This is a genomic window from Streptomyces sp. LaBMicrA B280, from assembly GCF_049222185.1.
Lineage (GTDB): Bacteria > Actinomycetota > Actinomycetes > Streptomycetales > Streptomycetaceae > Streptomyces > Streptomyces murinus.
Genome location: NZ_JBMJCT010000021.1, coordinates 1 through 25,989, shown reverse-complemented (window position 1 = coordinate 25,989; position 25,989 = coordinate 1). Strand labels below are relative to the sequence as shown.

The 25,989-nt window shown below is 73.3% G+C and carries 24 protein-coding genes, 2 pseudogenes and 1 riboswitch; of the genes and pseudogenes, 12 read left to right on the top strand and 14 right to left on the bottom strand.

Annotated features, from left to right (window positions below; genetic code table 11):
• Positions 1 to 5 precede the first annotated feature (5 nt).
• Positions 6 to 1,881, bottom strand: a pseudogene (locus ACLF5H_RS19060) (anthranilate synthase family protein).
• 99 nt (positions 1,882 to 1,980) lie between these two features.
• A complete protein-coding gene (locus tag ACLF5H_RS19055; protein ID WP_421677270.1) occupies positions 1,981 to 2,037 on the bottom strand; it encodes a trp operon leader peptide in 57 nt (18 codons plus the stop codon).
• A gap of 155 nt (positions 2,038 to 2,192) precedes the next feature.
• On the opposite strand from ACLF5H_RS19055, the gene ACLF5H_RS19050 reads away from it, so the two are divergent.
• Together ACLF5H_RS19050 and ACLF5H_RS19045 are read left to right on the top strand one after the other, a co-directional pair.
• Entirely contained in the window at positions 2,193 to 3,548 is a 1,356-nt protein-coding gene (locus tag ACLF5H_RS19050; RefSeq protein ID WP_421677209.1) for a class II 3-deoxy-7-phosphoheptulonate synthase, read from the top strand.
• Positions 3,549 to 3,703: 155 nt separating this feature from the next.
• Positions 3,704 to 3,931 (top strand): (2Fe-2S)-binding protein, encoded by a 228-nt coding sequence (locus tag ACLF5H_RS19045; RefSeq protein ID WP_085564331.1) that lies wholly within the window; start codon positions 3,704 to 3,706, stop codon positions 3,929 to 3,931.
• Between the two features lie 10 nt (positions 3,932 to 3,941).
• On the opposite strand, the gene bfr is transcribed toward ACLF5H_RS19045, so the two are convergent.
• Complete coding sequence (bfr, locus tag ACLF5H_RS19040) at positions 3,942 to 4,451, bottom strand: bacterioferritin (RefSeq protein WP_145484926.1); 510 nt, start codon at positions 4,449 to 4,451, stop codon at positions 3,942 to 3,944.
• Positions 4,452 to 4,640: 189 nt separating this feature from the next.
• Between bfr and ACLF5H_RS19035 the strand changes: the two genes are divergently transcribed.
• Positions 4,641 to 5,273 (top strand): sulfite oxidase-like oxidoreductase, encoded by a 633-nt coding sequence (locus tag ACLF5H_RS19035; RefSeq protein ID WP_421677208.1) that lies wholly within the window; start codon positions 4,641 to 4,643, stop codon positions 5,271 to 5,273.
• Between the two features lie 54 nt (positions 5,274 to 5,327).
• Here ACLF5H_RS19035 and ACLF5H_RS19030 read toward each other — a convergent pair whose 3' ends face one another.
• From ACLF5H_RS19030 to thiO, 5 genes are all read right to left on the bottom strand, one after another.
• Positions 5,328 to 6,218, bottom strand: coding sequence for a deoxyribonuclease IV (locus ACLF5H_RS19030; protein ID WP_421677207.1), 891 nt, complete (start codon positions 6,216 to 6,218; stop codon positions 5,328 to 5,330).
• 81 nt (positions 6,219 to 6,299) lie between these two features.
• Complete coding sequence (pknB, locus tag ACLF5H_RS19025; protein ID WP_421677206.1) at positions 6,300 to 8,210, bottom strand: Stk1 family PASTA domain-containing Ser/Thr kinase; 1,911 nt, start codon at positions 8,208 to 8,210, stop codon at positions 6,300 to 6,302.
• 157 nt (positions 8,211 to 8,367) lie between these two features.
• Complete coding sequence (locus ACLF5H_RS19020) at positions 8,368 to 9,162, bottom strand: thiazole synthase (protein WP_421677205.1); 795 nt, start codon at positions 9,160 to 9,162, stop codon at positions 8,368 to 8,370.
• Between the two features lie 3 nt (positions 9,163 to 9,165).
• Positions 9,166 to 9,387: a sulfur carrier protein ThiS gene (gene thiS / locus ACLF5H_RS19015; protein WP_086806233.1), complete on the bottom strand. Its 222-nt coding sequence runs from the start codon at positions 9,385 to 9,387 to the stop codon at positions 9,166 to 9,168.
• Positions 9,384 to 10,571, bottom strand: coding sequence for a glycine oxidase ThiO (gene thiO / locus ACLF5H_RS19010; RefSeq protein ID WP_421677204.1), 1,188 nt, complete (start codon positions 10,569 to 10,571; stop codon positions 9,384 to 9,386). The genes thiS and thiO overlap by 4 nt, the downstream gene beginning before the upstream one ends.
• Positions 10,569 to 10,680: riboswitch (TPP riboswitch) on the bottom strand. Its footprint overlaps the gene before it by 3 nt.
• A 53-nt stretch (positions 10,681 to 10,733) precedes the next feature.
• Between thiO and ACLF5H_RS19005 the strand changes: the two genes are divergently transcribed.
• The 6 genes and pseudogenes from ACLF5H_RS19005 to ACLF5H_RS18980 all read left to right on the top strand — a co-directional run bounded on the left by ACLF5H_RS19005 (position 10,734) and on the right by ACLF5H_RS18980 (position 15,568).
• Positions 10,734 to 11,084, top strand: coding sequence for a hypothetical protein (locus tag ACLF5H_RS19005; RefSeq protein WP_421677203.1), 351 nt, complete (start codon positions 10,734 to 10,736; stop codon positions 11,082 to 11,084).
• Between the two features lie 32 nt (positions 11,085 to 11,116).
• Positions 11,117 to 12,326: pseudogene (locus ACLF5H_RS19000) on the top strand (NAD(P)/FAD-dependent oxidoreductase).
• 61 nt (positions 12,327 to 12,387) lie between these two features.
• Positions 12,388 to 12,753 carry an Rv2175c family DNA-binding protein gene (locus ACLF5H_RS18995; protein ID WP_421677202.1) on the top strand — a complete coding sequence of 122 codons (366 nt, stop codon included), beginning with the start codon at positions 12,388 to 12,390 and terminating at the stop codon, positions 12,751 to 12,753.
• A 92-nt stretch (positions 12,754 to 12,845) separates the two neighbouring features.
• Positions 12,846 to 13,493, top strand: a complete 648-nt coding sequence (gene thiE, locus ACLF5H_RS18990; protein WP_421677201.1) for a thiamine phosphate synthase — start codon at positions 12,846 to 12,848, stop codon at positions 13,491 to 13,493.
• A 156-nt stretch (positions 13,494 to 13,649) separates the two neighbouring features.
• Positions 13,650 to 14,573, top strand: a complete 924-nt coding sequence (metF, locus tag ACLF5H_RS18985; protein WP_421677200.1) for a methylenetetrahydrofolate reductase [NAD(P)H] — start codon at positions 13,650 to 13,652, stop codon at positions 14,571 to 14,573.
• A gap of 56 nt (positions 14,574 to 14,629) precedes the next feature.
• A complete protein-coding gene (locus ACLF5H_RS18980; protein WP_421677199.1) occupies positions 14,630 to 15,568 on the top strand; it encodes a hypothetical protein in 939 nt (312 codons plus the stop codon).
• A 65-nt stretch (positions 15,569 to 15,633) separates the two neighbouring features.
• On the opposite strand, the gene ACLF5H_RS18975 is transcribed toward ACLF5H_RS18980, so the two are convergent.
• The 5 genes from ACLF5H_RS18975 to ACLF5H_RS18955 form a co-directional block, all read right to left on the bottom strand.
• Positions 15,634 to 17,139: a phytoene desaturase family protein gene (locus ACLF5H_RS18975; protein ID WP_421677198.1), complete on the bottom strand. Its 1,506-nt coding sequence runs from the start codon at positions 17,137 to 17,139 to the stop codon at positions 15,634 to 15,636.
• An 80-nt stretch (positions 17,140 to 17,219) separates the two neighbouring features.
• Positions 17,220 to 17,822 carry a DUF4126 domain-containing protein gene (locus ACLF5H_RS18970; RefSeq protein ID WP_421677197.1) on the bottom strand — a complete coding sequence of 201 codons (603 nt, stop codon included), beginning with the start codon at positions 17,820 to 17,822 and terminating at the stop codon, positions 17,220 to 17,222.
• 307 nt (positions 17,823 to 18,129) lie between these two features.
• The gene (locus tag ACLF5H_RS18965) at positions 18,130 to 18,759 is read right to left on the bottom strand and encodes a TetR/AcrR family transcriptional regulator (RefSeq protein ID WP_093679037.1); all 630 of its coding nucleotides are present in this window, start codon (positions 18,757 to 18,759) and stop codon (positions 18,130 to 18,132) included.
• A 47-nt stretch (positions 18,760 to 18,806) separates the two neighbouring features.
• On the bottom strand, positions 18,807 to 20,891 hold the full coding sequence (locus ACLF5H_RS18960; RefSeq protein ID WP_421677196.1) for a YhgE/Pip family protein: 2,085 nt from the start codon (positions 20,889 to 20,891) through the stop codon (positions 18,807 to 18,809).
• Positions 20,878 to 21,630 carry an ATP-binding cassette domain-containing protein gene (locus ACLF5H_RS18955; protein ID WP_421677195.1) on the bottom strand — a complete coding sequence of 251 codons (753 nt, stop codon included), beginning with the start codon at positions 21,628 to 21,630 and terminating at the stop codon, positions 20,878 to 20,880. The genes ACLF5H_RS18960 and ACLF5H_RS18955 overlap by 14 nt, the downstream gene beginning before the upstream one ends.
• A 163-nt stretch (positions 21,631 to 21,793) precedes the next feature.
• Between ACLF5H_RS18955 and ACLF5H_RS18950 the strand changes: the two genes are divergently transcribed.
• From ACLF5H_RS18950 to ACLF5H_RS18940, 3 genes are all read left to right on the top strand, one after another.
• Positions 21,794 to 22,450: an SAV_6107 family HEPN domain-containing protein gene (locus ACLF5H_RS18950; protein ID WP_421677194.1), complete on the top strand. Its 657-nt coding sequence runs from the start codon at positions 21,794 to 21,796 to the stop codon at positions 22,448 to 22,450.
• Between the two features lie 144 nt (positions 22,451 to 22,594).
• Positions 22,595 to 23,422 (top strand): class I SAM-dependent methyltransferase, encoded by an 828-nt coding sequence (locus ACLF5H_RS18945; RefSeq protein ID WP_421677193.1) that lies wholly within the window; start codon positions 22,595 to 22,597, stop codon positions 23,420 to 23,422.
• A 276-nt stretch (positions 23,423 to 23,698) separates the two neighbouring features.
• The gene (locus tag ACLF5H_RS18940) at positions 23,699 to 24,082 is read left to right on the top strand and encodes a DUF3040 domain-containing protein (RefSeq protein WP_421677192.1); all 384 of its coding nucleotides are present in this window, start codon (positions 23,699 to 23,701) and stop codon (positions 24,080 to 24,082) included.
• A 200-nt stretch (positions 24,083 to 24,282) separates the two neighbouring features.
• On the opposite strand, the gene ACLF5H_RS18935 is transcribed toward ACLF5H_RS18940, so the two are convergent.
• Positions 24,283 to 25,989 (bottom strand): transglutaminase TgpA family protein (locus ACLF5H_RS18935; protein WP_421677191.1); only part of this gene is annotated, 1,707 nt, incomplete at its 5' end.

Sequence of the window (25,989 nt, the reverse complement as noted above, 5' to 3'; positions counted from 1 at the left end):
TGGCTTCAGAACGCGTCGGCGCCGCGCAGCCGGCCCAGCAACTCCCCGACGATCGCCGCCCCGTCGAGCGTCAGCACCGACTCCGGGTGGAACTGCACGCCCGCGAACCCGGGCCCCCGTACGGCATGCACCTCGCCGTTCGCCGCCCGGCTCACCTCGATCCCGTGCGCCGCCAGCTCCCGCGCCGCCTCCTCGTCGCAGCGGGCGGTGAAGCTGTTGTAGAAGCCGACGGTCTCGGGGCGCCCGAACAGCTCGATCTCCGTCTGCGCCCCCTGGTACGGCACTTCCTTGCGGACGATCTCCAACCCCAGCTCCGCCGCGAGCAGTTCATGGCCCAGGCACACGCCCAGCACCCCGTGCCGGTGCCCCCGCAGCACGGTCCGGGCCAGCTCCCGCAGGAACCGCATCTTCGGATCGGCCAGGTCCGAGGGGTCCCCGGGGCCGGGGCCGAGCACCACCGGGCCCTCGTGCGCGAGCACCGCGGCCCGCAGCCCCGGCTCGTCGTAGCGCCGTACCGTCACCGCCAGGCCCGTCGCGCGCAGCAGATGGGCCAGCATCGCGGTGAAGGTGTCCTCGCCGTCGACCACCAGGGCGTGTCCGCTCATCTCGGCGGCCGGCTGCTGCATCCGCAGCCAGAACGGGGCGAGAGCGGCCCGCCGCCCGTCCAGCGCGGCCCGCACCCGGGGGTCGTCGGCCAGCCGGGGCAGCTCCCGCTCCGCGCGCGGCCGCCCGGGCCCTGCCCCCGCGTGGCGGACCTCTCACCCCGGGCGGCGGCCCCTGTGGGGTGCGCCACGTCTCGGCGACCTCGCCCGCCGGCTCCGAGCCGCGCACCAGCGTGGCCCCGACCGGCACCCGCAGCCGCCCGTCCGCGCCGATGTCGGCGGTGCGGATCAGGATGGGGGAGTCCAGGGTCTGCGCGCCGCCCGGGTCCCGCCCGAGCAGGGCCAGCGCACCGGCGTAGTACCCGCGCCCCCCGACCTCGTGCCGCTCGATCACCCGGCACGCGTTCTGCACCGGCGACCCGGTGACCGTCGCCGCGAACAGGGTCTGGCGCAGCACCTCCCGGGCGTCCAGGGAGGACCTGCCGCGCAGCTCGTACTCGGTGTGCGCGAGGTGCGCCATCTCCTTCAGCCGCGGCCCGACGACGACCCCGCCCATGTCGCCGACGGTGCACATCATCTTCAGCTCCTCGTCGACCACCATCGACAGCTCCTCGATCTCCTTGCCGTCGGCGAGGAAGTCCAGCAGGTGCTCAGGCGTCGGCCCCTCGGCGGGATAGCGGTAGGTCCCGCTGATCGGGTTCATCACGACCGTGCCGCCCGACATCCGCACATGCACCTCGGGGCTCGCGCCGACCAGCGTGCGCTCCCCGGTGTGCACCACGAACGTCCAGTACGCCCCCCGCTCGCCCTCCAGCAGCCGCCGGAACAGCGCCAGCGCGTCCGCCCGGCGAAACCCCGGGATCTCGCCCTCGTACGTCCGCCGGATCACGAAGTTCGCGCCCTCGCCCCCGCCGATCTCCTCTTCCAGGACCCGGCCGACGATCCCCGCGTACTCCTCGTCACCGACGTCGAAGCCGCCGCCCTCTACCCGGACCTCGTGCGCCGGAAGCCGCCGCAGCGCCTCGTCCAGCGGGATCTCGTACGACTCCTCGGGCGTCAGCACCAGGAGCGGGGTGCCGTCGTCGCGGACGTCGAAGCCGCGCTCGCGGATCTGCCGGAACGGCACCAGGGCCAGGCCCTCGTCCGGCAGCTCGGCGAGCCGGTCGCGGCCGGCGACCGGGCCGATCAGCACCTCCACCGGGTGCTCGGCGCGGCCGGGCACCCGGCGGCGCAGCAGGGCGAAGGGGCGGGGGTCGGACAACAGGTCCTCAAGGTCCACGGGTCGGTCTCCTACTCGATCAGGAAGGAGAGGAACGACCCCGGAAAACACCGAAGGCCGCCCCTCGGGCGGCCTTCGCGAAATCTGGGTGCGCGCGATTCAGTGGGCCGCCGAAGGAGCGGTCCACCACCAGTTCTGGTTGGAAAGCGCGAACATGCTGCGCAGCGTACCCCATGTCCGGCCGGTCCCCGGGGCCCGATGCACCTGGTCCCCGCAGACGCGGGGGTCGACGAGGTGGGGCGGTCGCCCCGCTCCGTCTCATTTTGTGAGCTGAGGCCGGTGGGTCGGACGTGAGGCCGTAACCTGGGGCTGTGACCGTGAACGCTGATTCCCAAGCCGCCGCCGCTCAAGCGACGTGGCGAGACCTGCCCGCGGCGCAGCAGCCCGAGTACCCCGACCCCGTGGCGCTGCGCGAAGTCGTCGCGGAGTTGGAGACATATCCGCCGCTCGTCTTCGCGGGCGAGTGCGACCAGCTGCGCGCCCGGATGGCGGCCGTCGCCAAGGGAGAGGCGTTCCTCCTCCAGGGCGGCGACTGCGCCGAGGCATTCGACGCGGTGTCCGCCGACCAGATCCGGCAGAAGCTCAAGACGCTGCTCCAGATGGGCGCCGTCCTCACCTACGCGGCCTCCGTGCCCGTGGTGAAGGTCGGCCGCATCGCCGGCCAGTACTCCAAGCCGCGCTCCAAGCCGACCGAGACCCGTGACGGGGTGACGCTGCCGACCTACCGGGGCGACTCCGTCAACGGCTTCGACTTCACCGAGGCCGCCCGCATCCCGGACCCCGAGCGGCTCAAGCGGATGTACAACGCCTCCGCGTCCACGCTGAACCTGGTGCGCGCCTTCACCACCGGCGGGTACGCCGACCTGCGCCAGGTGCACGCCTGGAACCAGGACTTCGTGAAGACCTCCCCCTCCGGCCAGCGCTACGAGCAGCTGGCCCGGGAGATCGACAACGCGCTGAACTTCATGCGGGCCTGCGGCACCGACCCGGAGGAGTTCAAGACCGTCGAGTTCTTCTCCTCGCACGAGGCGCTGCTGCTGGACTACGAGTCCGCCCTGACCCGGGTCGACTCCCGCACCGGCAAGCTGTACGACGTCTCCGGGCACATGGTGTGGATCGGCGAGCGCACCCGCCAGCTGGACCACGCGCACATCGAGTTCGCCTCGAAGATCAACAACCCGATCGGCATCAAGCTCGGCCCGAGCACCACGGCCGAGGAGGCGCTGAGGTACATCGACCGCCTCGACCCCGACCGGGAGCCGGGCCGGCTGACCTTCATCGTCCGGATGGGCGCCGACAAGATCCGCGACCATCTGCCCGAGCTGGTCGAGAAGGTCACGGCGTCCGGCGCCACGGTGGCCTGGGTGACCGACCCGATGCACGGCAACACCTTCGAGGCGGCCTCCGGGCACAAGACCCGCCGCTTCGACGACGTGCTCGACGAGGTCAAGGGCTTCTTCGAGGTGCACAAGGGCCTCGGCACCCACCCGGGCGGCATCCATGTGGAGCTGACCGGCGACGACGTCACCGAGTGCGTGGGCGGCGGCGACGAGATCTTCGTGGACGACCTGCACCAGCGCTACGAGACGGCCTGCGACCCGCGGCTCAACCGCAGCCAGTCCCTCGACCTGGCGTTCCTGGTCGCGGAGATGTACCGGGACCAGTAGGCGGTCCCTTCGTCAGAAGGCGGGCTGGGGCGCGGATCACAGGGGATCCGCGCCCCTCGCCCTTTTGCGGTCGCGAAGCGGCGGGTAAGGTTAGGTTTGCCTCACCGGGAACGGGACGGCAGAGTTACGGTGATCCCGTCGGGAGGTGAGTCCGCGTGTACGTGTGCAGCTGCTTCGGCATCACCGAGGCCCAGGTCCAGCAGCACGCCGAGGACGGCGCCGCCACCCCGCGCCAGATCGCCTCCGCGTGCAAGGCCGGCACGGACTGCGGCCGCTGTGTACGACGCATCCAGGCCCTGCTCGGCCGGGGCGCCTGCCCCCGCCGCGAGCTGATCGAACAGCGCGCCCCGGCGACCCTCGACCGACTGGACGACGCCGCCTGAGGCGCCACCGCTAGAAGCTGCCGGTGCCCGGCCCCGAGGGGTCCGGCTGGTTCTGCTCGATCACCGTCGAGATGTACAGCGCCTCGCCCAGCTTGTCGACCAGTTCCAGCTGGGTGTCCAGGTAGTCGATGTGGTGCTCCTCGTCGGCCAGGATCGCCTCGAAGATGTTCGCCGACGTGATGTCGTCCTTGTCGCGCATGATCTGCACGCCCCGGCGCAGCCGGTCGATCGCCTCGACCTCGATCTGCCGGTCGGCCCGGAACATCTCGGTCACCGTCTGCCCCACCTCGATGTGGGAGAGCCGCTGGTAGTTCGGCAGCCCGTCGAGCAGCAGGATGCGGTCGGTCAGGATCTCCGCGTGCCGCATCTCGTCGAACGACTCGCGCCGGGTGTACTCCGCCAGCTTGGACCACCCCCGGTGGTCCTGGATCTTGGAGTGCAGGAAGTACTGGTTGATCGCCGTCAGCTCGGCGGTCAGCTGCTCGTTGAGCAGTTCGATGACGTCGGGGTCGCCCTGCATCGCAGCGGCTCCTTCCACACGGATGTCTCCCGCACGGATGTCGGGGGAGGTGTGGGCCGCATGATTGCACCGGACGCGAAGATCGTCCAGTAAGTGCGGACTTAGTAAGTGTGCCGAGGTTTGATGGCGTTTGCCCGTTTCAAGGAGGGGCGGTCAAGGACACTGCCCGAGGTCTGCCAGGATGGTTACATGGGTCATCCGGTGGAGCGAGAGTCTGGAGCGGCGGCAGGGTCCGAGCTTCCGCCGGGGCAGCGACTCCAGCGCGGCTGGCCGGTCACGCACTACGGCCCCGTCCCCAAGTTCCGGCCCGAGCGCTGGGACTTCCGGGTCTTCGGCGCCACCGCCGACGGCGACAAGCACGGCTGGAACCACGAGGAGTTCACGGCCCTGCCGTACGCCACCGTGGTGGCCGATCTGCACTGCGTGACCAAGTTCAGCATGCTGGGCGCGGAGTGGGGCGGGGTCCCGGCGGCCACGATCGTGGACCTGGCACCGCCGGCTCCGGACGTCACCCATGTGATGGTCTGGGCGGAGTACGGCTTCAGCTCCAATCTGCGCCTCGCGGACTTCCTCTCCGACCGCGCCCTCTTCGCCACCCACAAGGACGGCGAGCTGCTGACCGCCGAGCACGGCTTCCCGGTCCGCCTGATCGTGCCCCATCTGTACGCCTGGAAAGGGCCCAAGTGGGTGCGGGGCGTGGAGTACATGACGGCCGACCGGCGCGGTTTCTGGGAGGAGCGCGGGTACCACAACGTGGGTGATCCCTGGAAGGAGCAGCGCTACTCCTACCAGGAGGAGCCGGGGGAGGGGCCGGAGCTGTGACGGCCCTGGCGGCGGTCCCCGAGGCTCGCGGGCCGGTGGTGCCGAAGGCTCGCCTCAGCCGTCCCTGAGGCGCTTGAGCCGGGCCACGTCCGCCGCGTGGCCCTCCTTGCCGCCGGGGGTCTCGATGACCAGCGGGACGCCCGCGGTCGCCGGGTGGTTCATCAGGGCGCGGAAGGGCTCTTCGCCGATATGGCCGGAGCCGATGTTCTCATGCCGGTCCTTGTGCGCGCCGACCACGTCCTTGGAGTCATTGGCGTGGATCAGCTTCAGCCGCCCCTCGCCGACGGTCTCCACCAGCAGGTCGAGCGTCTGGTTCATGCCGGCCGGGCCGGTCAGATCGTGCCCGGCGGCGAAGATGTGGCAGGTGTCCAGGCACACGCCCAGCTTGGGGTGGGCGTCCAGCGCCTCGAAGTACGGCCCGAAGTCCCAGGTCCGCGAGCACAGCGAGGCACCCTGGCCCGCGGTGGACTCCAGCAGCAGGAACGGGTCGTCGTCCTGGGTCAGCTCGTCCAGCAGCGGAAGCATGTGCTCCCGCACCTGCTTCAGGGCCACCTCGCGGGCCCGTCCGCCGGTCGCGCTGCCGGTGTGCACCACCACGCCGAGCGCGCCGATCTCCCGGCCGCGCCGCAGCGAGTGCCGCAGCGACTCCACCGACTTCTCCACGGTCGCCTCGGTGTGCGAGCCGAAGTTGATCAGATAGGGGGCGTGGACGTACGCCGGGACCGACTCCTCGGCGCAGGCCGCGCGAAAGGCCTCGTCCTGCTTCGGGTTCCCGGCGGGGGTGGCCCAGCCGCGCGGGTTGGCCACGAAGACCTGGACGGTCTCCGCCTTCAGCTCATGGGCGTACGACAGCCCCACGGAGTGCAGACCGCCGGCCACGGGCACATGGCCGCCGACGGGATTGCGCGGGAGGGACCGGGGGAGGGGCGAGGAAACGGAACTCACCCGTTCAGGGTGTCATGTCCGCGGGCGCGGGCGGACCGGCACCGGGGGTGAACCCGGTCACCGGCTCGTCGTCCGCGCGGCTCACCTGATGGTGATCGTGATCGTGGACCCCTTGGGCGCGGTCTTCCCGCCCTCCACGGACTGCTTCTGCACGGTGTCGCCGAACAGCCCGAGGATCCCGCGGTCCTCGCTGACCTTGAACCCGGCGTCCTCGAGCGCCTGGTGGGCGTCGTCCACGCTGTCGCCGGTCACGTCCGGGACCTCGATCATCTGCGGGCCCTTGGACAGGGTGAGCGTCACCGTGTCGCCCGCGGCGGCCTGCTTGCCGTCGCCGGGGCTCTGCCGGGCCACCTTGCCCTTGTCGTACGCGGAGTTGACCTGCTCGCTCGCGATCCTCACCTTGAGTCCGGCGCTCGTCAGCTCCTGCCGCGCGTCGGCGGGGTCGTCGCCGGTGACGTCCGGCACGTCGATCGGGCTGCCCTTGCTGACGGTCAGCGCGATCGCCGAGCCCGTGTGCCGCTCGGTGCCCGCCTTGGGGGCCGTGGAGATCACCGCGCCCGCGTCGATGTCGTCGCTGAACTCCCGGGTGACCATGCCCGGCTCCAGACCGGCGCCCTTGAGCTTCTGCCGGGCCTTCGCGAGCGGCAGGTTGGCCAGGTCCGGGACCTTGACCGTCTCCGGGCCGAGCGAGACGGTCAGCGTCACCGCGTCATGGTCCCGGATCCGGGCCCCGGGCCCCGGGTCGGTGCTGATCACGGCGCCGCGCTCGACGGTGTCGTCGTAGGCCCGCTTCACCTTCCCGACGTCCAGCCCGGCGTCCTTGAGCCGGTCCCGCGCCTGTGCCTCGGTCTTCGTCAGCAGCGGCGGGACCTTGGTGAACTGGCCGGAGTTGATGTACCAGACCCCGGTGCCGGCGCCGAGCACCAGGAGCACCGCGACGGCGAGGGTGAGCATGAGCCGCCGGGACCGGCGCGGGGGCACGGCGGGCGGGGTCTGGAAGCGGGTGGTGCGGCTGACGCCGTCGCCGTCCTCGTCGACGGGGAGCGGCCGGGGCACGGTGAGCGCGCGGGGGATCACGCTCGTACGGTTCTCCGCGTTCTCGTGCTCCACCGCCCTGGCCCCCGGCGGTACGGCGTCCAGCTGCTCCCCGGTCAGCGCCGCGCGGGTCTCCCGGGCCTCGGCGAGCAGCGCGACCGCGTCGTACGCGCGCGCCTCGGGGTTGCGGGCGGTGGCCGAGGCGACCAGTTCGTCCAGCCGCGGGGCCAGCCCCGGCACCAGCGCGGAGGGCGGCGGCACGTCCTCGTTGATGTGCCGGTAGAGCACCTGCGCGGGGGAGTCCCCGGAGTGCGGCTTGGCGCCGGTCAGCATCTCGTAGAGCACGACACCGCAGGCGTACACGTCGACGCGGGGGTCGGCGGCGCCCTGGTCGATCTGCTCGGGGGCGAGGTAGGCGACGGTGCCGAGCACGGAGCCGGTCGTACTGGTCACCGTGTCCACGGAGCGGACCAGGCCGAAGTCGGCGACCTTGACCCGTCCGTCGTCGCCTATCAGCACGTTCTCGGGCTTCATGTCGCGGTGCACGAAACCGGCCCGGTGGGCGGCGCCGAGCGCGGCGAGCACCGGCTCCAGGATGTCCAGCGCGGCCCGCGGCCGCAGCGCGCCGCGCTCGCGCAGCACGTCACGCAGGGTGCACCCGGCGACGTACTCCATCGCCATGTACACATACGAGCCGTCGGTGCCCTGGTCGAAGACCTGCACCACATTCGGATGGTCGAGCCGGGCCGCGGACTTCGCCTCGCGGATGAACCGCTCCACGAAGACGCCGTCGGCCGCCAGCGCGGGATGCATCACCTTCAGCGCGAGCACCCGGTCCAGGCGCATGTCCAGTGCCCGGTACACCGTCGCCATCCCGCCGGCCGCGATCCGCGCGTCCACGCGATACCGACCGTCGAGCACGTGCCCGACGAGGGCGTCCTGAAGGGTCATATCCACACGCCGAGTCTACGAGCCCCCACGGACATCCCCCGCCCCTCCGCCTCTCCCACCTGGGCACTGCAGCGGACCTGTGACGCTTCTTACGCGGGGACGCGATGTTCCGCGGGCGCAGAGCCGCCGACGGTGATCGCGCGCCGCACACGGAGACACCGGCTCAGAACGCGGGACGCTCCGGATCGAGCACGGCCAGGCCCGCCGCGGGAGACGACGCCTCCGCCCAGTACCGGCGAGGTATCCGCCCCGCCAGCCGCGCCAGCCGCCCCCCGGTCACCGCGTGCCGCATCGCCGCCGCCATCAGCTCCGGCTCCCGCGCCCGCGTCACCGCCGACGCCAGCATCACCCCCGCACACCCCAGCTCCATCGCCAGCGCCACGTCCGACGCCGTCCCCGCCCCCGCGTCCAGGATCACCGGCACCCCCGCCCGCTCCACGATCAACTGGAAGTTGTGCGGGTTGCGGATCCCGAGCCCCGACCCGATCGGCGAGCCCAGCGGCATCACCGCCGCGCACCCCACGTCCTCCAGCTTCCGCGCGAGCACGGGATCGTCATTGGTGTACGGCAGCACCGTGAACCCGTCGTCCACCAGCGTCTCCGCCGCCTCCAGCAGCTCCACCGGATCCGGCAGCAGCGTCCGCTCGTCGGCGATGACCTCCAGCTTCACCAGCGAGGTCCCCAGCGCCTCCCGCGCGAGCCGCGCCGTGAGCACGGCCTCCCCGGCGGTGAAGCACCCCGCCGTGTTCGGCAGCACCCGGATGCCGAGCTTCTCCAGCACGGACAGCACCGAGCCGTGCACGGACGGATCGACCCGCCGCATCGCGACCGTCGTCAGCTCCGTGCCCGAAGCCACCAGCGCCCGCTCCAGCACATCGAGGCTGGGCGCCCCGCCGGTACCCATGATCAACCGTGACCCGAAGGCCGTACCCCCGATGACCAGGCGATCGTCGGTCATGGCTCAGCCTCCCTGCACCGCGGTGAGCACCTCGACCCGGTCGCCCTCGGCGAGCGCGGTCCCGGCCCACTGCGCCCGCGGTACAACCGTCTCGTTGACGGCGGCCGCGACCCCGGCGGGGGCCCGCACGAGGGACCGTACGACGGCGTCGAGCGCGGTGCCCGGCGCGATCTCCCGGCGCTCCCCGTTGACGGAGACGGTGATGGTGGACGACACGGCGCTCATACGGTCTGCTCCAGCTGCTGGGTGCGCGGCGCGCCGAAGCGCTCCGGCGTGAACGGACGGGCTTCCTCGGGCAGCGGGCCTCCCGCCAGCAACTGCCCCATCACATCCCCGGTGACCGGCGTGAGCAGCACCCCGTTGCGGTGGTGCCCGGTCGCCAGCAGCAGCCCGTCGAGCCCGGACGGCCCGAGCAGCGGCGCGTTGTCGGGGGACCCGGGCCGCAGCCCGGCCCGGGTCTCGGTGAGCGGCAGCTCGGTGATGCCCGGCACCAGCTCGTGCGCGTCCCGCAGCAGCTCGTACACCCCGCCCGCCGTGACCGTCGTGTCCCAGCCCAGCTCCTCGCTGGTGGCGCCCACGACCAGCTCGCCGTCCTCCCGGGGCACCAGGTACAGCTGCCCGCCCCGGACCACGGCCCGCACCGTGCGGCTGAGGAACGGCGCGTACCGCTTCGGCACCGCCAGCCGCAGCACCTGCCCCTTCACCGGCCGCACCGGCGGCAGCACCTCCTGTGGCACGCCCGCGAGCCGCCCGCTGAGGCTGCCGCCCGCGAGCACCACCTGCCCGGCGGCGAGCGGCGCCCCGTCCGCCGTGGTGACCCCGACGGCCCGGTCGCCCGCGACGTCCAGCCGCTGCGCCCACACCCGGTGGAACACCACCCCGGCCCGCTCGCACGCGGTCACCAGCGCCGCGGCCAGCCGCCGCGGATCGATCTGGTGGTCGCCGTCGACCCGCAGCCCGCCGCGCACCCCGGGCGCCAGCATCGGCTCCAGGCGGCGGCACTCCCGGCCCGACAGCCACTCCGCTTCCAGGCCGCAGCGCCGCTGGAGGGCGTGCAGTTCGCGCAACTGGGCGCGGTCGTCGGCGTCCAGCGCGACCGCGAGCGTCCCGCAGCGCCGGTAGCCGAGGTCCCGGCCGCTCGCCTCGGTCAGCTCGGCCACGAAGCCGGGGTAGCGGCGCGCCGACTCCAGATTGAGGGCGAGCAGCGTCTCCTCGCCGTAGTGCAGTTCGGTGACCGCGGCCAGCATCCCGGCCGCCACCTGCGCGGCCCCGCCGCCCGGCGCCGGATCCACCAGGGCCGTCGCGAGCCCCCGGCGCGCCGCGCGCCAGGCCGTGACCAGCCCGATGATCCCGCCCCCGACGACCAGGACGTCAGAACTGCCCGAGGATTCGGGCGTACGTGTGGACATGGGCGTCCAGCCCCTCCCTTCGCCGGCATGACCCGGATCAGGTTCGTACGGTCGGAGGCCGTCAGCCTCCCTCTCAGCCCGGTGCGTCCGGGCTCCCGCGAGTGCTTGTACGGTGGCCACCCTAGCCCGCCCCCCTCGTCACCCGTAAGGGAGCCCTTGGTCATGGCCCCGTCGCTTGACGGCCTGGTCCTCGCCCCCGTGGCCGACCAGTCCGCAGGTCAGGTCGGTACCCGGACCCGCTTCGCCTACCACGAGCGGGACGGCGCGATCTGGGCCGAGTACCGGGGCGGCGACATCGTCCGCGGCCATCTGGTCGGCACCCGCGCGGGCGACCGCCTGGACTTCCGGTACGTGCAGCTGCGCACCGACGGCGGCACGGCCTGCGGCCACTGCGTGTCCACGGTGGTGGAACTGCCCGACGGCCGGGTGCGCCTGGAGGAGACCTGGGAATGGGAGTCGGGGCCCGGCTCCGGCACGAGCGTCGTGGAACAGGTCACCGCGCACGCCACCTGACTGACTGATCGTCATCTGTCTATGGTGATCGGGTGAGCGAGCAGACAGCCCAGGAGGGCACGGCAGGGATCCGGCGCGTGGTCGTCGTCGGCGCGGGCATGGCCGGGGTGCAGACCGCGGTCGCCCTGCGGGAGCGGGGTTTCGCGGGCGAGGTGACCGTCATCGGCGCCGAACCGCACCAGCCGTACGACCGGCCGCCGCTGTCCAAGGCCGTCCTGCTCGGCAAGGCCGAGGGCTCCGCCTTCGACCTCGACTTCGACGCGCTCGGCGTGCGCCTCAGGCTCGGCTGCGAGGTCCTCGGGGCCCGCCCCGCCGACCATGAACTGGACACCGAGGCGGGCCCGGTGCCGTACGACGTCCTGGTGCTCGCCACCGGCGCCGAACCGGTCACCCTGCCCGGCACCGAGGGCGTCCCCGGCGTGCATCTGCTGCGCACCCTGGACGACGCCGAACGGCTGCGGCCCGTGCTCGCCCGGCAGCACGACATCGTGGTCGTCGGCGCCGGGTGGATCGGCGCCGAGTTCGCCACGGCCGCCCGGGAGGCAGGCTGCGCGGTGACCGTCGTCGAGGCCGCCGACCGGCCGCTCGCCGGGGTGCTGCCCGCCGAGGTCGCCGCCCCCATGGCCCGCTGGTACGCCGACAGCGGCGCCGAACTGCGCACCGTCCGGCGCGGTGGTGCTGGCCGACGGCACCCGGCTGCCCGCGGGCGCGGTCGTCGTCGGCATCGGCGCCCGCCCCGCCACCGGCTGGCTGACCGGCTCCGGCATCGAGCTGGGCGCGTCCGGCGAGGTCGTCACCGACGCCCGGCTGCGCGCCTCCGCGCCCGATGTGTACGCCGTCGGCGACTGCGCCTCCTTCCCCTCGGCCCGCTACGGCGAACGTCTCCTCGTGCACCACTGGGACAACGCCCTTCAGGGGCCGCGCACCGTCGCCGCCGGCATCCTCGGCGAGACCACCGCCGGCTACGACCCGGTGCCGTACTTCTGGTCCGAGCAGTTCGGCCGCTTCGTCCAGTACGCCGGTCACCACGCCGCCGCCGACCGGCTGGTGTGGCGCGGCGACCCCGCGGGCCCGGCCTGGACGGTGTGCTGGCTGCGCGCGGACCGCCTGGTCGCCCTGCTGGCCGTGGGCCGGCCGCGCGATCTCGCCCAGGGCCGCAAGCTGATCGAGGCGGGCCGCCCGCTGGACGCGGGGGCGCTGGCGGACCCGGGCAGGCCGCTGAAGGACGCCACGACCGGCTGAAGCCGCCACCCGGCCACCGGCATCGAGCACCACACCCGGCCGAACGCCTACGCTAGTACCCGTGACCGAGATTGACACGAAGATCGACGCTCTCGTCCCCGCCTGGCTCACCCTCCCCGACATCGCCGAACAGTTCGGCATCGAGGTGACGCGTGTGCGGCAGCTGGTCAAGGACGGCCAGCTCATCGCCGTACGCCGAGGTGAGAACCGCGCCCTGTACGTCCCCGCCGCCTTCATCGACGGGGACAAGATCGTCAAGGGCCTGACCGGGACCCTGACGCTCCTGCGGGACGACGGCTTCACGGCCGAAGAGATGATCGAATGGCTCTTCACCCCCGACCCGACCCTGCCCGGCACCCCCGCGCAGGCCCTCAGCGAGAATCGCGGCACGGAGGTGAAGCGCCGCGCCCAGGCGCTCGCCGTCTGAGCCCGACCACCTGAGGGGGTGGCGTACGACGCCCCGCGCGCCGTGCGCCACCGCCCACCCAGCACACACACCGACCCCCGGGGGGCCCACGCATGTCCGACACCGCCCGCGCCGAGCTCGCCGACGCCCGGCTGTACCTGTGCACGGACGCCCGCAGGCGCCAGGGCGACCTGCCCGAGTTCCTGGACGCGGTGCTGGCCGGCGGTGTCGACATCGTGCAGCTGCGCGACAAGGGCATGGAGGCCGCCGAGGAACTGGCCTGCCTGGAGGTCTTCGCCGAGGCCTGCGCCCGGCACGGCCGGCTCCTCGCGGTCAACGACCGGGCCGACGTCGCCCACGCGGCCGGCGCCGATGTGCTCCACCTCGGCCAGGGCGACCTGCCGGTCCCCGCGGCCCGCGCGATCCTCGGCGAGGACGTGCTGATCGGCCGTTCCACCCACGCCGAGGACGAGGCCGCCGCTGCCGCCGTCCAGGAGGGCGTGGACTACTTCTGCACCGGGCCCTGCTGGCCCACTCCCACCAAGCCCGGCCGCCCCGCCCCGGGCCTCGACCTGGTCCGGTACACCGCCGCGCTCGGCACCGAGCGCCCCTGGTTCGCCATCGGCGGCATCGACCTCGGCAACCTGGACGAGGTCCTGGCGGCCGGGGCCCGCCGGGTGGTCGTGGTGCGCGCGCTCACCGAGGCCGACGACCCGGGTGCCGCGGCGGCCGAGTTCGCCCGGCGGCTGCGGCGGTCCTGAGCGGCCCGGCTCGGGGCTCGACTCGGGGTCCGGTTCGGGGCTCGACTCGGGGCCCGTCTCGGGAACGCGTCCCAAGGGGTGGACAGTAAGTCGACAATTCGGGCAAATTTCCGGAGTTCGGTTGGGGGACCGCCGTCCCCTGGCTAACCTGCGGGTATGGCCCTCGGAACCGCATCGACCAGGACTGATCGCGCACGGACCGTGCGGGACATGCTCGCCGACGGCAAGACCACGTACTCCTTCGAGTTCTCGGCGCCGAAGACCCCCAAGGGCGAGCGGAACCTGTGGACCGCGCTGCGCAGGGTCGAGGCGGTCGCCCCCGACTTCGTCTCCGTGACCTACGGCGCCGGCGGTTCGACCCGCGCGGGCACCGTCAGGGAGACGCAGCAGATCGTCGCCGACACCACGCTCACCCCCGTCGCCCACCTCACCGCGGTCGACCACTCCATCGCCGAACTGCGCAACATCATCGGCCAGTACGCCGACGCCGGGATCCGCAACATGCTCGCCGTGCGCGGCGATCCGCCCGGCGACCCCATGGGCGCGTGGGTGGCGCACCCCAGGGGCCTGACCTACGCGGCCGAACTGGTGCGCCTCATCAAGGAGTCGGGTGACTTCTGCGTGGGCGTCGCCGCCTTCCCGGAGATGCACCCCCGCTCCGCGGACTGGGACACCGATGTCGCGCACTTCGTGGACAAGTGCCGAGCGGGCGCCGACTACGCCATCACCCAGATGTTCTTCCAGCCCGAGTCCTATCTGCGGCTGCGCGACCGGGTGGTGGGGGCGGGTTGCGACACCCCGGTCATCCCGGAGATCCTGCCGGTCACGAGCGTGCGCATGCTGGAGCGGCTGCCCAAGCTCAGCAACGCTCAGTTCCCGGACGCCCTGAAAGAGCGGATCCTCGCAGCGAAGGACGATCCGGCGGCGGTACGCTCCATCGGTATCGACTTCGCCACGGAGTTCTGCGCGCGACTGCTGTCCGAAGGCGTGCCCGGACTGCACTTCATCACGCTCAACAGCTCCACGGCGACCCTGGAGATCTACGAGAACCTGGGCCTGCACCACCCCCCGCAGGCCTAGACCTGCCGCGTGGTGTTGAGACACACTGCGTAACGGCCACTGGGAGAGGGGCGTACATGGGCTGGACGGTCCTCTACATCGCATTCGGCGGCGTCGCGCTGTGGTTGCTCGGCGAGGTGCTGCTGCAGTACAAGGCGCGCCTGCGCTGGCGGCTGCTCGCCTTCGCGGGCTTCCTCGGGGTGGTGGTCGGCGTCATGATGCCGTCCGTCCTCGTGATCGGCGCGGGCGCGATCGCCTTCGCCGTCGGGCAGACCCTGGTCACGCTCTCCTTCCGCCGCGGTTTCGTGGCCGGTTGGGCGGTCCGGCGGCCCGAGGCCGATGCCGCGGAGACCGGCGGCAGCAAGCGGCGCCGCGGCCGCGGCGACCGCAAGGCCCAGGCCGCGCAGGCCCCCGCGCCCGCTCCCACCGGCACGGACGACGACGATCCGGCCCCCGGTCAGGACCCCTACGCCCCGGACCCCTACGCCCCGGACGGCTCCGTCCCGGACGCCTACGACGACTACGACCGCGACGACGTCTTCTCGCCCGCGCGTCCCCCCTCCGCCGAGCCCGCCTCCGTCTACGAGCCGCTGCCGCTGCCCGAGGACACCGGCAACTACGGCGTCTACGGCGACACCGCCACCCACGCCGTCCAGCAGCAGGGCCAGTCCTACGACTACTCCGGCTACGGACAGCAACAGGGGTACGGCTACGACGCCGCCTCCCAGCAGGGCTACGCCAACTACTCGGACCCCTACATCGGCAGCCAGTCCTACCCCGGCGACGGCTACGACCCCGGCTACGGCCAGCAGTACGGCGGCCAGCAGGGCTACCCCCAGGAGCCGTACGCCACCGGCGGCTACGGGGAGACCCCGGCCGGCGGGGTGTGGGTGCCGCAGCAGCGCACCGACGAGGGCCAGGGCGGCGAACTCCCGCAGGAGCAGCCGTACCCCTACCAGGGTCACGGCCGGCAGCAGCCGGGCGCCGGGTACGACGAGCAGCAGTACCGCTACTGAGACCCGGGCGTCGGCCGGAGTGAGACCCGGGCCCCGGTCGGGGCCCGGCCCGGCTCACGCGTGGGTCACTGCGAGCCCCGGAAGTCCGGACCCTCCACGATCAGCCCGGACACCAGCGCGCCCGACATGCCCGCGTGCGGCAGCCCGCCACCCGGATGGGACCAGCCGCCGACCGCGAACAGGCCCGGTATCGCCGTGGAGTTGGCCGGGTGCAGCGCGCCCCGCGGCGCGGCCAGCGCGGGCGGCGGGACCGCGCCCCCGGTGGCGCCCGTCTCCCGGGCGGTGTCCAGGGGGGTGCGCACCTCGCGCCACAGGATCCGCTCCCGCAGCCCGGGCACCGCGCGCTCGGCGGCGGTGATCATGCGCTCGGCGAACGCGTCGGCGACACCCGGCGCGCCCCAGTCGTACCGCGTCGCCGCCGGGACCGTCGCCGTCAGCACCATCGACTCGTGCGCCTCGTCGGGGCGCAGCGCGGGGTCGTCGGGGCGGTCGACGCGGACCGTCGGCAGGCCCGGCGGGGTGCCGTGCCGGAACAGGTCCAGCTCGCCCTCGGGGTCGGCCGAGTGCACCACCGTGCGATGCGCGGCACCGGGCTCGCGCGCCCCGCGCAGGGCCAGGCAGACCACCATCCGCCCCGGGAACCGGTCCTCCGGCTCCGGCGCGACCGCCCCCGGTCCGTACGGCGTCCCCGCCACCAGGCCGCCCAGCCGCCAGGGCTCCGCCCCGACCACGAAGTCCGCCTCGGCCACGGTCCCGTCGGCCAGCTCGACCCCGGCGGCCCGGCCGTCCTCGGTCAGGACCCGGGTGATCTCGGCGCCGAAGACGAACTCCACCCGCCGGGCCAGGCAGCGCTCGTACACCGCGCGCGCCAACTCCCGGATCCCGCCGCGCACATACCAGGTGCCGAAGGCGTGCTCCATGTACGGCAGCACGGCCGCGCTCGCCGGGGCGGTGGCCGGGTCGACGCCGTGGGCCAGCGCGTACCCGGCGAGCAGGGCCGACAGCCGGGGGTCGCGCAGCTCCCAGGCGCCGATCTCGGCCAGGGTGCTCGCGCGCCGGGTGCGCAGCAGCCGCTTGTGCGGGACCGCCGGATACGGCTCCTTGTCCCGCAGCACCTGCCAGTCGGGCCACAGGGGCTCCTCCAGCAGCGGCCGGCGGGTGCGGTCCCAGGCCTCGCGGGCCCGCACCAGGAAGTCACCCCAGCGCCCGCCCGCGCCGCCGCCCAGCGCCGCGTCCAGCGCCGCGACGACGCCCGCGCGCGACGCGTTCGGCAGGACGGCCTCGGTGCCGTCCGCGAAGAGGTGCCGCGCGGACGGGTCGACCTGGACCAGCCCGACCCGGTCCTCCAGCGGCTCCTTGCCGGTCTTGACGAACAGGTCGCGGTAGACGGCGGGCAGCGTCAGCAGCCCCGGGCCGGTGTCGAAGCCGAACCCCTCCCGCTCCAAGCGGCGCACCGCACCGCCGTAGGTGTCCGTGCGCTCGTACACCACCACCCGGTGGCCCGCGACGGCCAGCCGGGCGGCGGCCGCCATCGCGCCCGTACCGGCGCCCATCACCGCGATCCGTGCCATGTCTGCGACTCTAGCGACCACCACTGACAACGCGATCTCGGGGCGGGCTCCGCGCAGCTCAGGGCACCCGTGAGGCCGGCTCAGGGCACCCGTGAGGCCAGTCGGCGCTCCTCGCGGCGCTGGGCGCGGCGGCGCAGGAAGCGCCGGATGCGGGAGACCAGGAAGAACAGCGCGGCCAGCCCCGCGACCAGCAGCACCGCCGCGATGACCGCCGCCGCCTCGGGATGGAACATCGCGAAGGAGACCAGCGCGCCGACGCCCAGGTCCTCGCCGATGCTCAGCGCGATATTGCTGAACGGCTCCGGCGAGGCGTTGACCGCCATCCGCGTCCCGGCCTTGACCGAGTGGCTGGCCAGCGCCGTCGAACCGCCGATCAGCGCGGCCGCCACCTCCGAGTACGAACCGCTGTGCCCGGCGAGCAGCGCGCCCACCCAGGCGCCCGCGGCGGGCCGGATCACGGTGTGCACGGAGTCCCATACCGAGTCGACGTACGGCACCTTGTCGGCCGCCGCCTCGCACAGGAACAGCACGCCCGCGATGATCAGCACCTCGGGCCGCTGGAGGGCCCCGGGGACGTCGTCGCTCACCCCGGTCACGCCGAACAGGCCGAGCAGGAGCACCACCGCGTAGGCGTTGATGCCGCTGGCCCAGCCACTGGTGAAGACGAGCGGGAGTACGGACACGCAGGCGATCGTAGCGAGGCCCGGGGGCGCCCGTCCTGGGCAGGTGCGCGCAGGTCTGAGTATCCGTACCTAGGCCGCCGGATGAGTAGGCGCACGGATGGGCCGGAGGGGCTCGGGACGGAAGAGTGGAGCTCGGCAAGGGGGCGCGGCCCGGTACCGCCGGCACGGGGCTGCGGAACGGTGCCCGCCGCCTGGCCATGACCCAGGGGGAGTACGGGGGAAAGGTACGGGGGAGCGCGAAGGCGCCGGTCCAGCGGTGGACCGGCGCCTTCCGTGCCGTGCGGCGGTGTGCGGCCGCCCCGGTGGCTCAGACCCTGCCGCTGACCCGGCCCTGGAGCAGCCGGGACAGGGCCGCGTGCACATCGTCCAGGGAGCGCTGCGGCTGGAAGGACTTCCAGTCGAGCGCGGCCACCAGGACCATGCCGACCAGGGCCGCCGCCGTCAGCTGGACGTCGATCTCCTCGCTGAACTCGCCGCCCGCCACGCCCTCGCGCAGCACGCCCTCGACCACGGCGACGGCCTCCTGGCGCACCACCATCAGCGTGGACTGCCAGGCCCGGTTGGTGCGCCACAGCTCGGCCACGTACAGCTGGGTGAAGGCCGGGTAGCGGTCGATGAAGACCAGCCCTGCGCGGACCATCGCGTCCAGCGCGTCCACCCTGCTGCCGCCCTCGTGCGCGGTCTGTTCCGCGGCCTCCTTCAGGGAGGCGGTGAGCAGGCTGACCCCGTGCCGCAGCAGCTCCTCGAAGAGGACCGACTTGCTCGCGAAGTTGTAGTAGACGGTGCCCTTGGCGACCCCCGCCCGCTCGGCGATCTCGTCCACGGTGGTCGCGGAGAAGCCCTGCTCGGCGATGAGTGTGACGGCCGCCTCGTAGAGCTTCTGCCGGGTCGCCTCCCGGCGCGTGCTGCCGCCGGACCTGGCGCTGCTGCTTTCCATGGCACCGATTCTCACAGGTACCCGGGCCGGCCGGGCCGGTCCGGGGCTCACAGGGTCAGCTCCGGGTGCAGCCGGTCCAGCGTCCACACCTGCCGCTTGCGGGCCGCGAGCGCGGTCAGCGCGAGGGCGCCCACGGTGAACGCGGTCAGCACCGCGCACGCCTGCCACACCGGGCCGAGCCCGCCGCCGGTGATCAGCCTGCGCAGCGCCGACACGACGTAACTCATCGGCAGATACGGGTGGATCATGTTGAAGAAGCCCGGACTCGTCTGCACCGGATAGGTGCCGCCCGCCGAGGTCAGCTGGAGCATCAGCAGGGCGAGGACCAGGATCCGGCCGGCCGCGCCGAAGCGGGCGTTGAGCCACTGCACGATCGCCGCGAAGCACGCGGTGACCAGGAACAGGAAGCCGATCGTGCCGGCCGCCCGCAGCATCTGGAGCCCGATCGCCCAGTGCAGTACGGCCATCAGCGCGCCCACCTGGAGCACGCCCAGCGCGACCACCGGCAGCCATCCGGCGAGCGCGATCCGCCACGCCGGTGAACCGGCCGCCAGGGCACGCCGGTTGAGCGGCGCGATCAGCATGTAGGCCACCATCGCGCCCACCCACAGGGACAGCGGGATGAAGTACGGGGCGAACCCGGTGCCGTAGTTGGGCGCCTTGTGCAGATCGTGGGAGGCCAGCTGGACCGGGTCGGCCATCACGCCGGTGCGCCGGTCGCGGTCGTGCTTGTCGTAGTCGGGGATCTTCTTGGCGCCGTCGTGCAGCCCCCCGGCGAGCTTCCCGGAGCCGTCGGTCAGCTTGTACAGGCCGCCGTCGAGGGTCTGGGCGCCGGTCTTGGCGGTGCCGATGCCCGCGTCCAGGGTGGTGGCGCCCGTCTCGGCGGTGGCCAGACCGGTGTGCAGCTTCTTGGCACCTGCGGCGACCTGCTGCGCGCCCGCGTTCAGCTTGTCGATCTTCTTGACGGCGTCGCTGACGTCCTCGGAGAGGTGGGGGGCGCTCTTCTGGAGGGCGGTCGCCTGCTTCTGGAGGGTGCCCAGGTTGTCCCGCATGGTCGTCAGGTCGCCGTTCTGGTCGGCGATCAGGGTGTTCAGGTCGTCGGCGACGCCGGACACGTCCTCGGCGGCCTGCTTCGCCTTCTTGAGCTGCGGGCAGAAGGAGTCCGGGACGGTGGCGCCCTCGCAGCGGTCCTTGTAGACGTCCGCGAGGACGGCGGCGGACAGCCGCGCGCCCTTCGCGGCCTGGGGCGCGTGTTTCACCAGGACGTCGAGGTTGTCCTGGACCGCCCTGGCCGAGTCGGCGACCAGGCCCGCGGTGTCCCCGATGGTCTTCTCGTTGTCCTTCAGGAACGGGCCCGCCTGGGCGTAGACGCCGTCCACCTTGTCGGCGAGCGCCTGGGTGCCGTCGGCGACCTGCCGGGAGCCCTCCTGGAGGTCTCCGGAGCCCGTGTGCAGCTTCTTGATGCCCTTGGCGAGCTTTCCGCTGCCGCTCTTGGCATCCACGAGCCCGTCGGCGAGGTCCTTGGACCCCTTCTCGGCCTTCCCCAGGCCGGTGTTCAGCTTGTCGGCGCCCTTGGCGGCCGTGACCGTCTTGTCGTGGATGCCGGAGAACGAGATGAAGATCTTGTCCAGGAAGGACCGCGACGCCTTGCTGGACGCGGCCGAGCGCACCTCGTTGAAGACCGTGCGGGAGATCTGTCCGACGATGTAGTTGTTCGCGTCGTTGGTGCGCACCCGGAGGGCGCCGGTCTCCGGGTCGGCGCCGGAACTGGAGGCGATGCGCTCGCTGAAGTCCGTCGGCATGGTGAGCGACAGGTAGTACGTGCCGTTCTCCACGCCCTTGCGGGCCTCGGCGTCGCCGACCTCGTGCCAGTCGAAGGTCTTGCTGTCGCGCAGCCCGGACACGAGGTCGTCGCCCGCGGTGATCTTCTTGCCGCCCGCCGTGGCGCCCTTGTCGTCGTTGACCAGCGCCACGGGGATGCGGTCCAGGCGGCCGTACGGGTTCCAGAAGGACCACAGGTACAGGCCGCCGTAGAGCAGCGGCAGCACGAGCAGGGCGACGAGGGCGGCGCGCGGGAGCCTGCCGCGTCCGAAGCGCCGCAGTTCGAGGGCGGCGAGCCTAGGCGAGCGCATCGGCGTCCTCCTCGGTGCGGCTCCCGGCCCGTCGGCTCGGGGCGTCCTCGTCGGTGCGGACCGTGGACACGGTGACGCAGTCCTCGGGGGCGGTACGGCACACCGCCAGGACCGTCGTGCCCGCGCGCGCCAGGGAGCGCAACAGGTCCCACATCTCGGCGCGTTCGGCCTCCGACAGCTTGGTGTCGAGGTCGTCCACGCCCAGCAGCCGGGGCCGGCCGATGAGCGCCAGGGCGACGGACAGGCGCAGCTCCTGCACCCGCTCCAGGTCGCGTACGGCCGTCCGGGAGCCCTTGGGCAGCGTCTCCAGGTCGAGCCCGGCCGCGGCGAGCGCCTCGTCCACGCGCAGCCGCGCCTCGTGCGAGCGTCCGGCCCGCGGGTGCAGCAGCTCGCGCAGGGAGTCGCCGAACCGGTGCTGGAGCAGGGCGCGTTCGCGCAGGTGCTCGCCGACGGTCAGGGCGGGTTCCAGATCCGTCACCCCGGCCACACCGGCGAGCGCGCTGAAGCGGCGCAGGGCCGCCAGGTGCCGGGGAAGTGTGGATCCGCCGACGGTGGCTACTCCCTCGGTGCACTTCATCCGGCCGGTGAGCGCGAGCAGCAGGGATGTACGGCCGGAGCCGGACGGTCCCTCGATCGCGATCAGCGAGCCGGGTGCCGCGTCGAGGGTGACGCCCCGAAAGGCCCACCCCCGCGGTCCCTTGAGCCCGAGGCCCTCGGCCGTGACGTGCGCGCCGTCCACAAGCCCCCCTGCGGTTCGGTATTTTTGAACTGACTGGTCAGTACAAAACTATGCCCGTCTTTCCCTTGAAGCAAAAGCCCAGGTCGGATCGGATTGTCAGTGGCATACCTCACGATGGGCACTACGGCACTCGTGCCGTGACCCAGACGACAGGAGGTTCGTCATGGCCCACCCGTCCGCCGCCGCACCCCGGCGCCGCGCCCTCGGCCCTGCCCCCTCACTGAACCGCGCCGTCCCCTCCGCGAGCGGCCCGGCGAGCGATGTGCACCCCGTGCTGCGGCGGGCCACGGCCCCGCCCGCCGCCCTCGACCTGCTCGCCCAGGCCCGCGCCGGCCTGTCGGAGGCGATCGCCCTTCAAACGCCGAACGAGCGCTATGCGACGGCCCACCTCGCCGCCCTGCGCACCGCCGCCGCCGTGCTCGCCGCCCGCGGCCGCCCCGAGACCTCCCGGACAGCCCGACGACATCGCGCATACCGCCTCCTTCCCGCCGTGCTCGCCGCCCGCGGCCGCCCCGAGACCTCCCCGCGCCGCCGCGCCCGGATCCGCAGCGCCTGGGAGGTCCTGCCCGAGATCGCCCCCGAACTGACCGAGTGGAGCGCCCTCTTCGCCTCCGGCGCCGCCCGCCGGGCCCGCGCCGAAGCCGGCATCCGGGGCGCCGCGACCCGGCGGGACGCCGACGACCTGATCCGGGACGCGGCGATGTTCCTGCGCCTCGTGGAGCGGATGCTCGTCCTCCAGCCGGTCCTGCCCCGGCCCCGCCCGGACGCCGAGGAGCCCGGCGGTCCGGGGGCCCGCGGTGACGTACGGCATGCGGGCTGACCACGGGTGGTGCGCCCGGCGTCCGCCGAGCGAGACGGACACGGCCGCGCCCCCCGCGATGACCAGGCGGAGCGCCGAAGGCCATAGGGTGGAGACGCCTGAAAGACGTCCAGCCCTGCCAGCCCTGCCGAGGAGCCAACTGCCGTGTCGGACCCGATGCGCCCGCCCGTCTCCCCTCACCACCCGCATACGGCCTCGCTGCGCTCCGACCGTTCCGGCACCCGCGCCTCGCTGCGTACCGCCGTGGTCTCGGAGGTCCTCCAGGACGCCCTCGACCGGCGGGTCAAGGCGACGGGTCGGGACGCGCTGGACGTCCTCGACACCGGGGGCGGCAGCGGCAACTTCGCGGTGCCCCTCGCCCGGGCCGGCCACCGGGTGACCGTGGTCGATCCCAGCCCCAACGCGCTGTTCGCGCTGGAGCGCCGCGCCGCCGAGGCCGGGGTCGCCGACCGGGTCAAGGGCGTCCAGGGCGACGCCCACGGCCTGTTCGACGTGGTCGAGCGCGGCGGCTACGACGCGGTGCTGTGCCACGGCGTCCTGGAGTACGTGGACGACCCGGCGGAGGGCATGCGCAACGCGGTCGCGGCCCTGCGTCCCGAGGGCGTCCTCAGCGTGCTGGCCGCGGGCCTCGGCGGCGCCGTGCTCGCCCGCGCCCTCGCCGGCCACTTCACCGACGCCCGGCAGGCCCTCCAGGACCCCGACGGCCGCTGGGGCGCCGGCGACCCGATGCCGCGCCGCTTCACCGCCGAGCAGCTGACCGCGCTGGTCGAGGGCGCGGGCCTGCGGGCCTGTGCGGTGCACGGTGTGCGGGTCTTCGCCGACCTGGTGCCCGGTGTCCTGGTGGACACCGAGCCCGCCGCGCTGGACGCGCTGCTGCGGCTGGAGGCGGCCGCGGCCGAGCTACCCGCGTTCCACTCCGTGGCCACGCAGCTGCACGTGCTCGGCGAGACGCCGGGCGCCACCGAGGTCTGAGCACGCGGCCGACCCGCCGCTGATCAGGGCATCGGCGGCGGATGGAGTACAGCACAAGCCCCCCGATCGTGGGGTTTGCGCCGTATGATCGAGGTACACCACCCGGCATGACGGGTCGGCCGCCGGGGAATGGAAGCATCGGCGAGCCGGGACGGCCATGGCGGGACCCCGGTTGGTCAATTGGCGCAGAGGGGCGGGTTTCACGGGGGCGATTCCCTGCCTATCCTGAAGGGACCCCCCGGGTCGCCCCGGCGACCGCACGATGAGGAGGACTCCGTGCCGCTCTCGGAGCACGAGCAGCGCATGCTCGAGCAAATGGAGCGAGCGCTGTACGCCGAAGATCCCAAGTTCGCGTCAGCGCTTGAGGGAAGCGGGCTGCGTACGTACACCCGGCGGCGGGTCTACCAGGCGGTCGCGGGCTTTCTCGTCGGTATCGCGCTCCTCATGGCCGGAATGGTCGCCCAGCTGATCTGGATCAGCGTCGTGGGTTTCCTCGTGATGCTCGGCTGCGCGGTGCTCGCGGTCACGGGCTGGCGCAAGGCGCCCAAGCCGGGGGAACAACCCGCGGGCGCGGTACGGCGCCCGGCGCGGGCCAAGCGGTCCATGATGGATCGCATCGAGGAGCGGTGGCAAAGACGGCGGGACGAACAGGGACGGTAGCGCTCCGCTGGTTCGGCCGTTCTTGATCTGAGCTTTTCCGAGGGGTGACCACCGGGACCGGTGGTCACCCCTCGGGCTTTGTCTCCGGTTTTGCCTCCGGCTTTGCCGCCGCCTCGCCGTCGTCGGCTGCCGCGCCGTGGTGGCTGGTCGCGCCGTTCCCCGCGCCCCTTGCGGGGCGCGGGGCGTGCGTCAGACAGGCCCTATCGCTCCGATGGACGCGGGCGTCGTATCGACGGCCGGGCCGCCGTCGCCCGGGTGCGCAGCGCCGACCAGCGGGCCGAGAGCGCCCACAGGACACGGACCGCCGAGCGGGGCAGGAAGCGGGCCCGCAGGCGGGCCGTGCGGGGAGCCGTGCCGTGGAGGGCGGCCGCGACCTGGCGTACGTCGTCGGCCACTCCCGGGGCGGGGCGCGGCCGAGGGGCGTACAGGACCTGTTCCAGGGCGTCGGCGACGCGGTGGACCGCGGCGCCGGACGGCCCGTCGAGGCGGCCCAGGCGGATGATCCGGTCGGCCGCGCCCCGCGGGGTCAGCGACCCGTCCGGCAGGATCCCCAGGTCCCACGCGCTGTCGGTCAGCTCCTGCCACGCGGCCAGTGCCCGCGCCGCGGCCCCCGCGTCGGTGCGGGCATGCCCACCGAGCCGTACCGACCGCATCCGGGTCCGCCACAGCAGCGGTGAGAGCGGAACGGCCAGTACCACCAGCACGGCCAGCGCGATCAGCGCGAACCACCACGGGCCAGGACCACTGCCGCCCCCGGCCGGGACCGCCGCCGCCGACGGTGTGTCGCACGCCCCCGGGCCGCCCGCGCAGTCCGCACCGGCCGACGGGGCCGCCGACGGCTTCGAGGAGCCGCTCTTGGACGGCAGCGACGGGTCCGGCTGCGAGGTGCCGGGCGCCACCGACTGGGTGTACGACGGCACCACGCCCCGCGTCGGCGTCGGCTCGAACCGGGTCCAGCCCACGCCCTGGAAGTACAGCTCGGGCCAGGCGTGCGCGTCCTTCAGGCTCACCGCCACCGAACCGTCCGCCTGCGGGGTGCCGGGCGCGAAGCCCACCGCGACCCGGGCCGGGATGCCGAGGGTGCGGGCCATCGCCGCCATCGCGAAGGAGAAGTGGACGCAGAACCCCTGCTTCTTCTTCAGGAAGTTCGCGATGGCGTCCGGGCCGCTGCCGACCGCCACCTGGGTGTCGTACTGGAAGCCGCCGTCGGTGGAGAACCAGTCCTGGAGCCGCACGGCCTCCTCGTAGTGGTTCTTCGCGCCCGCCGTGACCTCCCGGGCGGTCCGCGCCACCACCTTCGGCAGCGTGCCCGGCACCGTCGTGTACGCGCGCCGCAGCGCGGCCGGCGGCTCCGGCGCGGTCGCCAGCTGCCCCGCGGTCGGCCGCACGTCCAGGCTGGTCACCTGGTACGTCTTGCCGCGCGTGGTCTGGCCGTGGTCGCCCACCAGCGTCATGCCGACCGGTTCGTACCGCCAGCTGCCGCCGATCCGCACCTTGCTCGGCGGATAGGGCATCGGCAGCCAGTCCTGCGCGTACCAGTCCGCCGCCGTGACGGTGGTCCGCAGGGTGTCCCGCTGGACGTCCGGACTCAGCCCGGACGGCGCCGGGAACGTGTTCGGCACGCTCACGATGTGCCGCTGCGCCGGCTTCCAGGTGGTGCCGTCGAAGTCGTCCAGGGAGACGATGCGCAGATACAGGTCCGAGAGGTCGGGGCCGCTGGTGCGCACGGACAGCACCGTGCGGTCGTCGGTGGTGTTCAGGCTGTCGCGCAGCGACACCAGCGGGTTGACCGCGGCGATGGTGCCGCCGCGGCCGGGGCCCGCGCCGACCCCGGCGCCGTCCGCGGCCAGCAGGCCGCCCTGCATCGCGGGCAGCACCAGCGGCACCAGCAGGGCCACCCCGAGGGC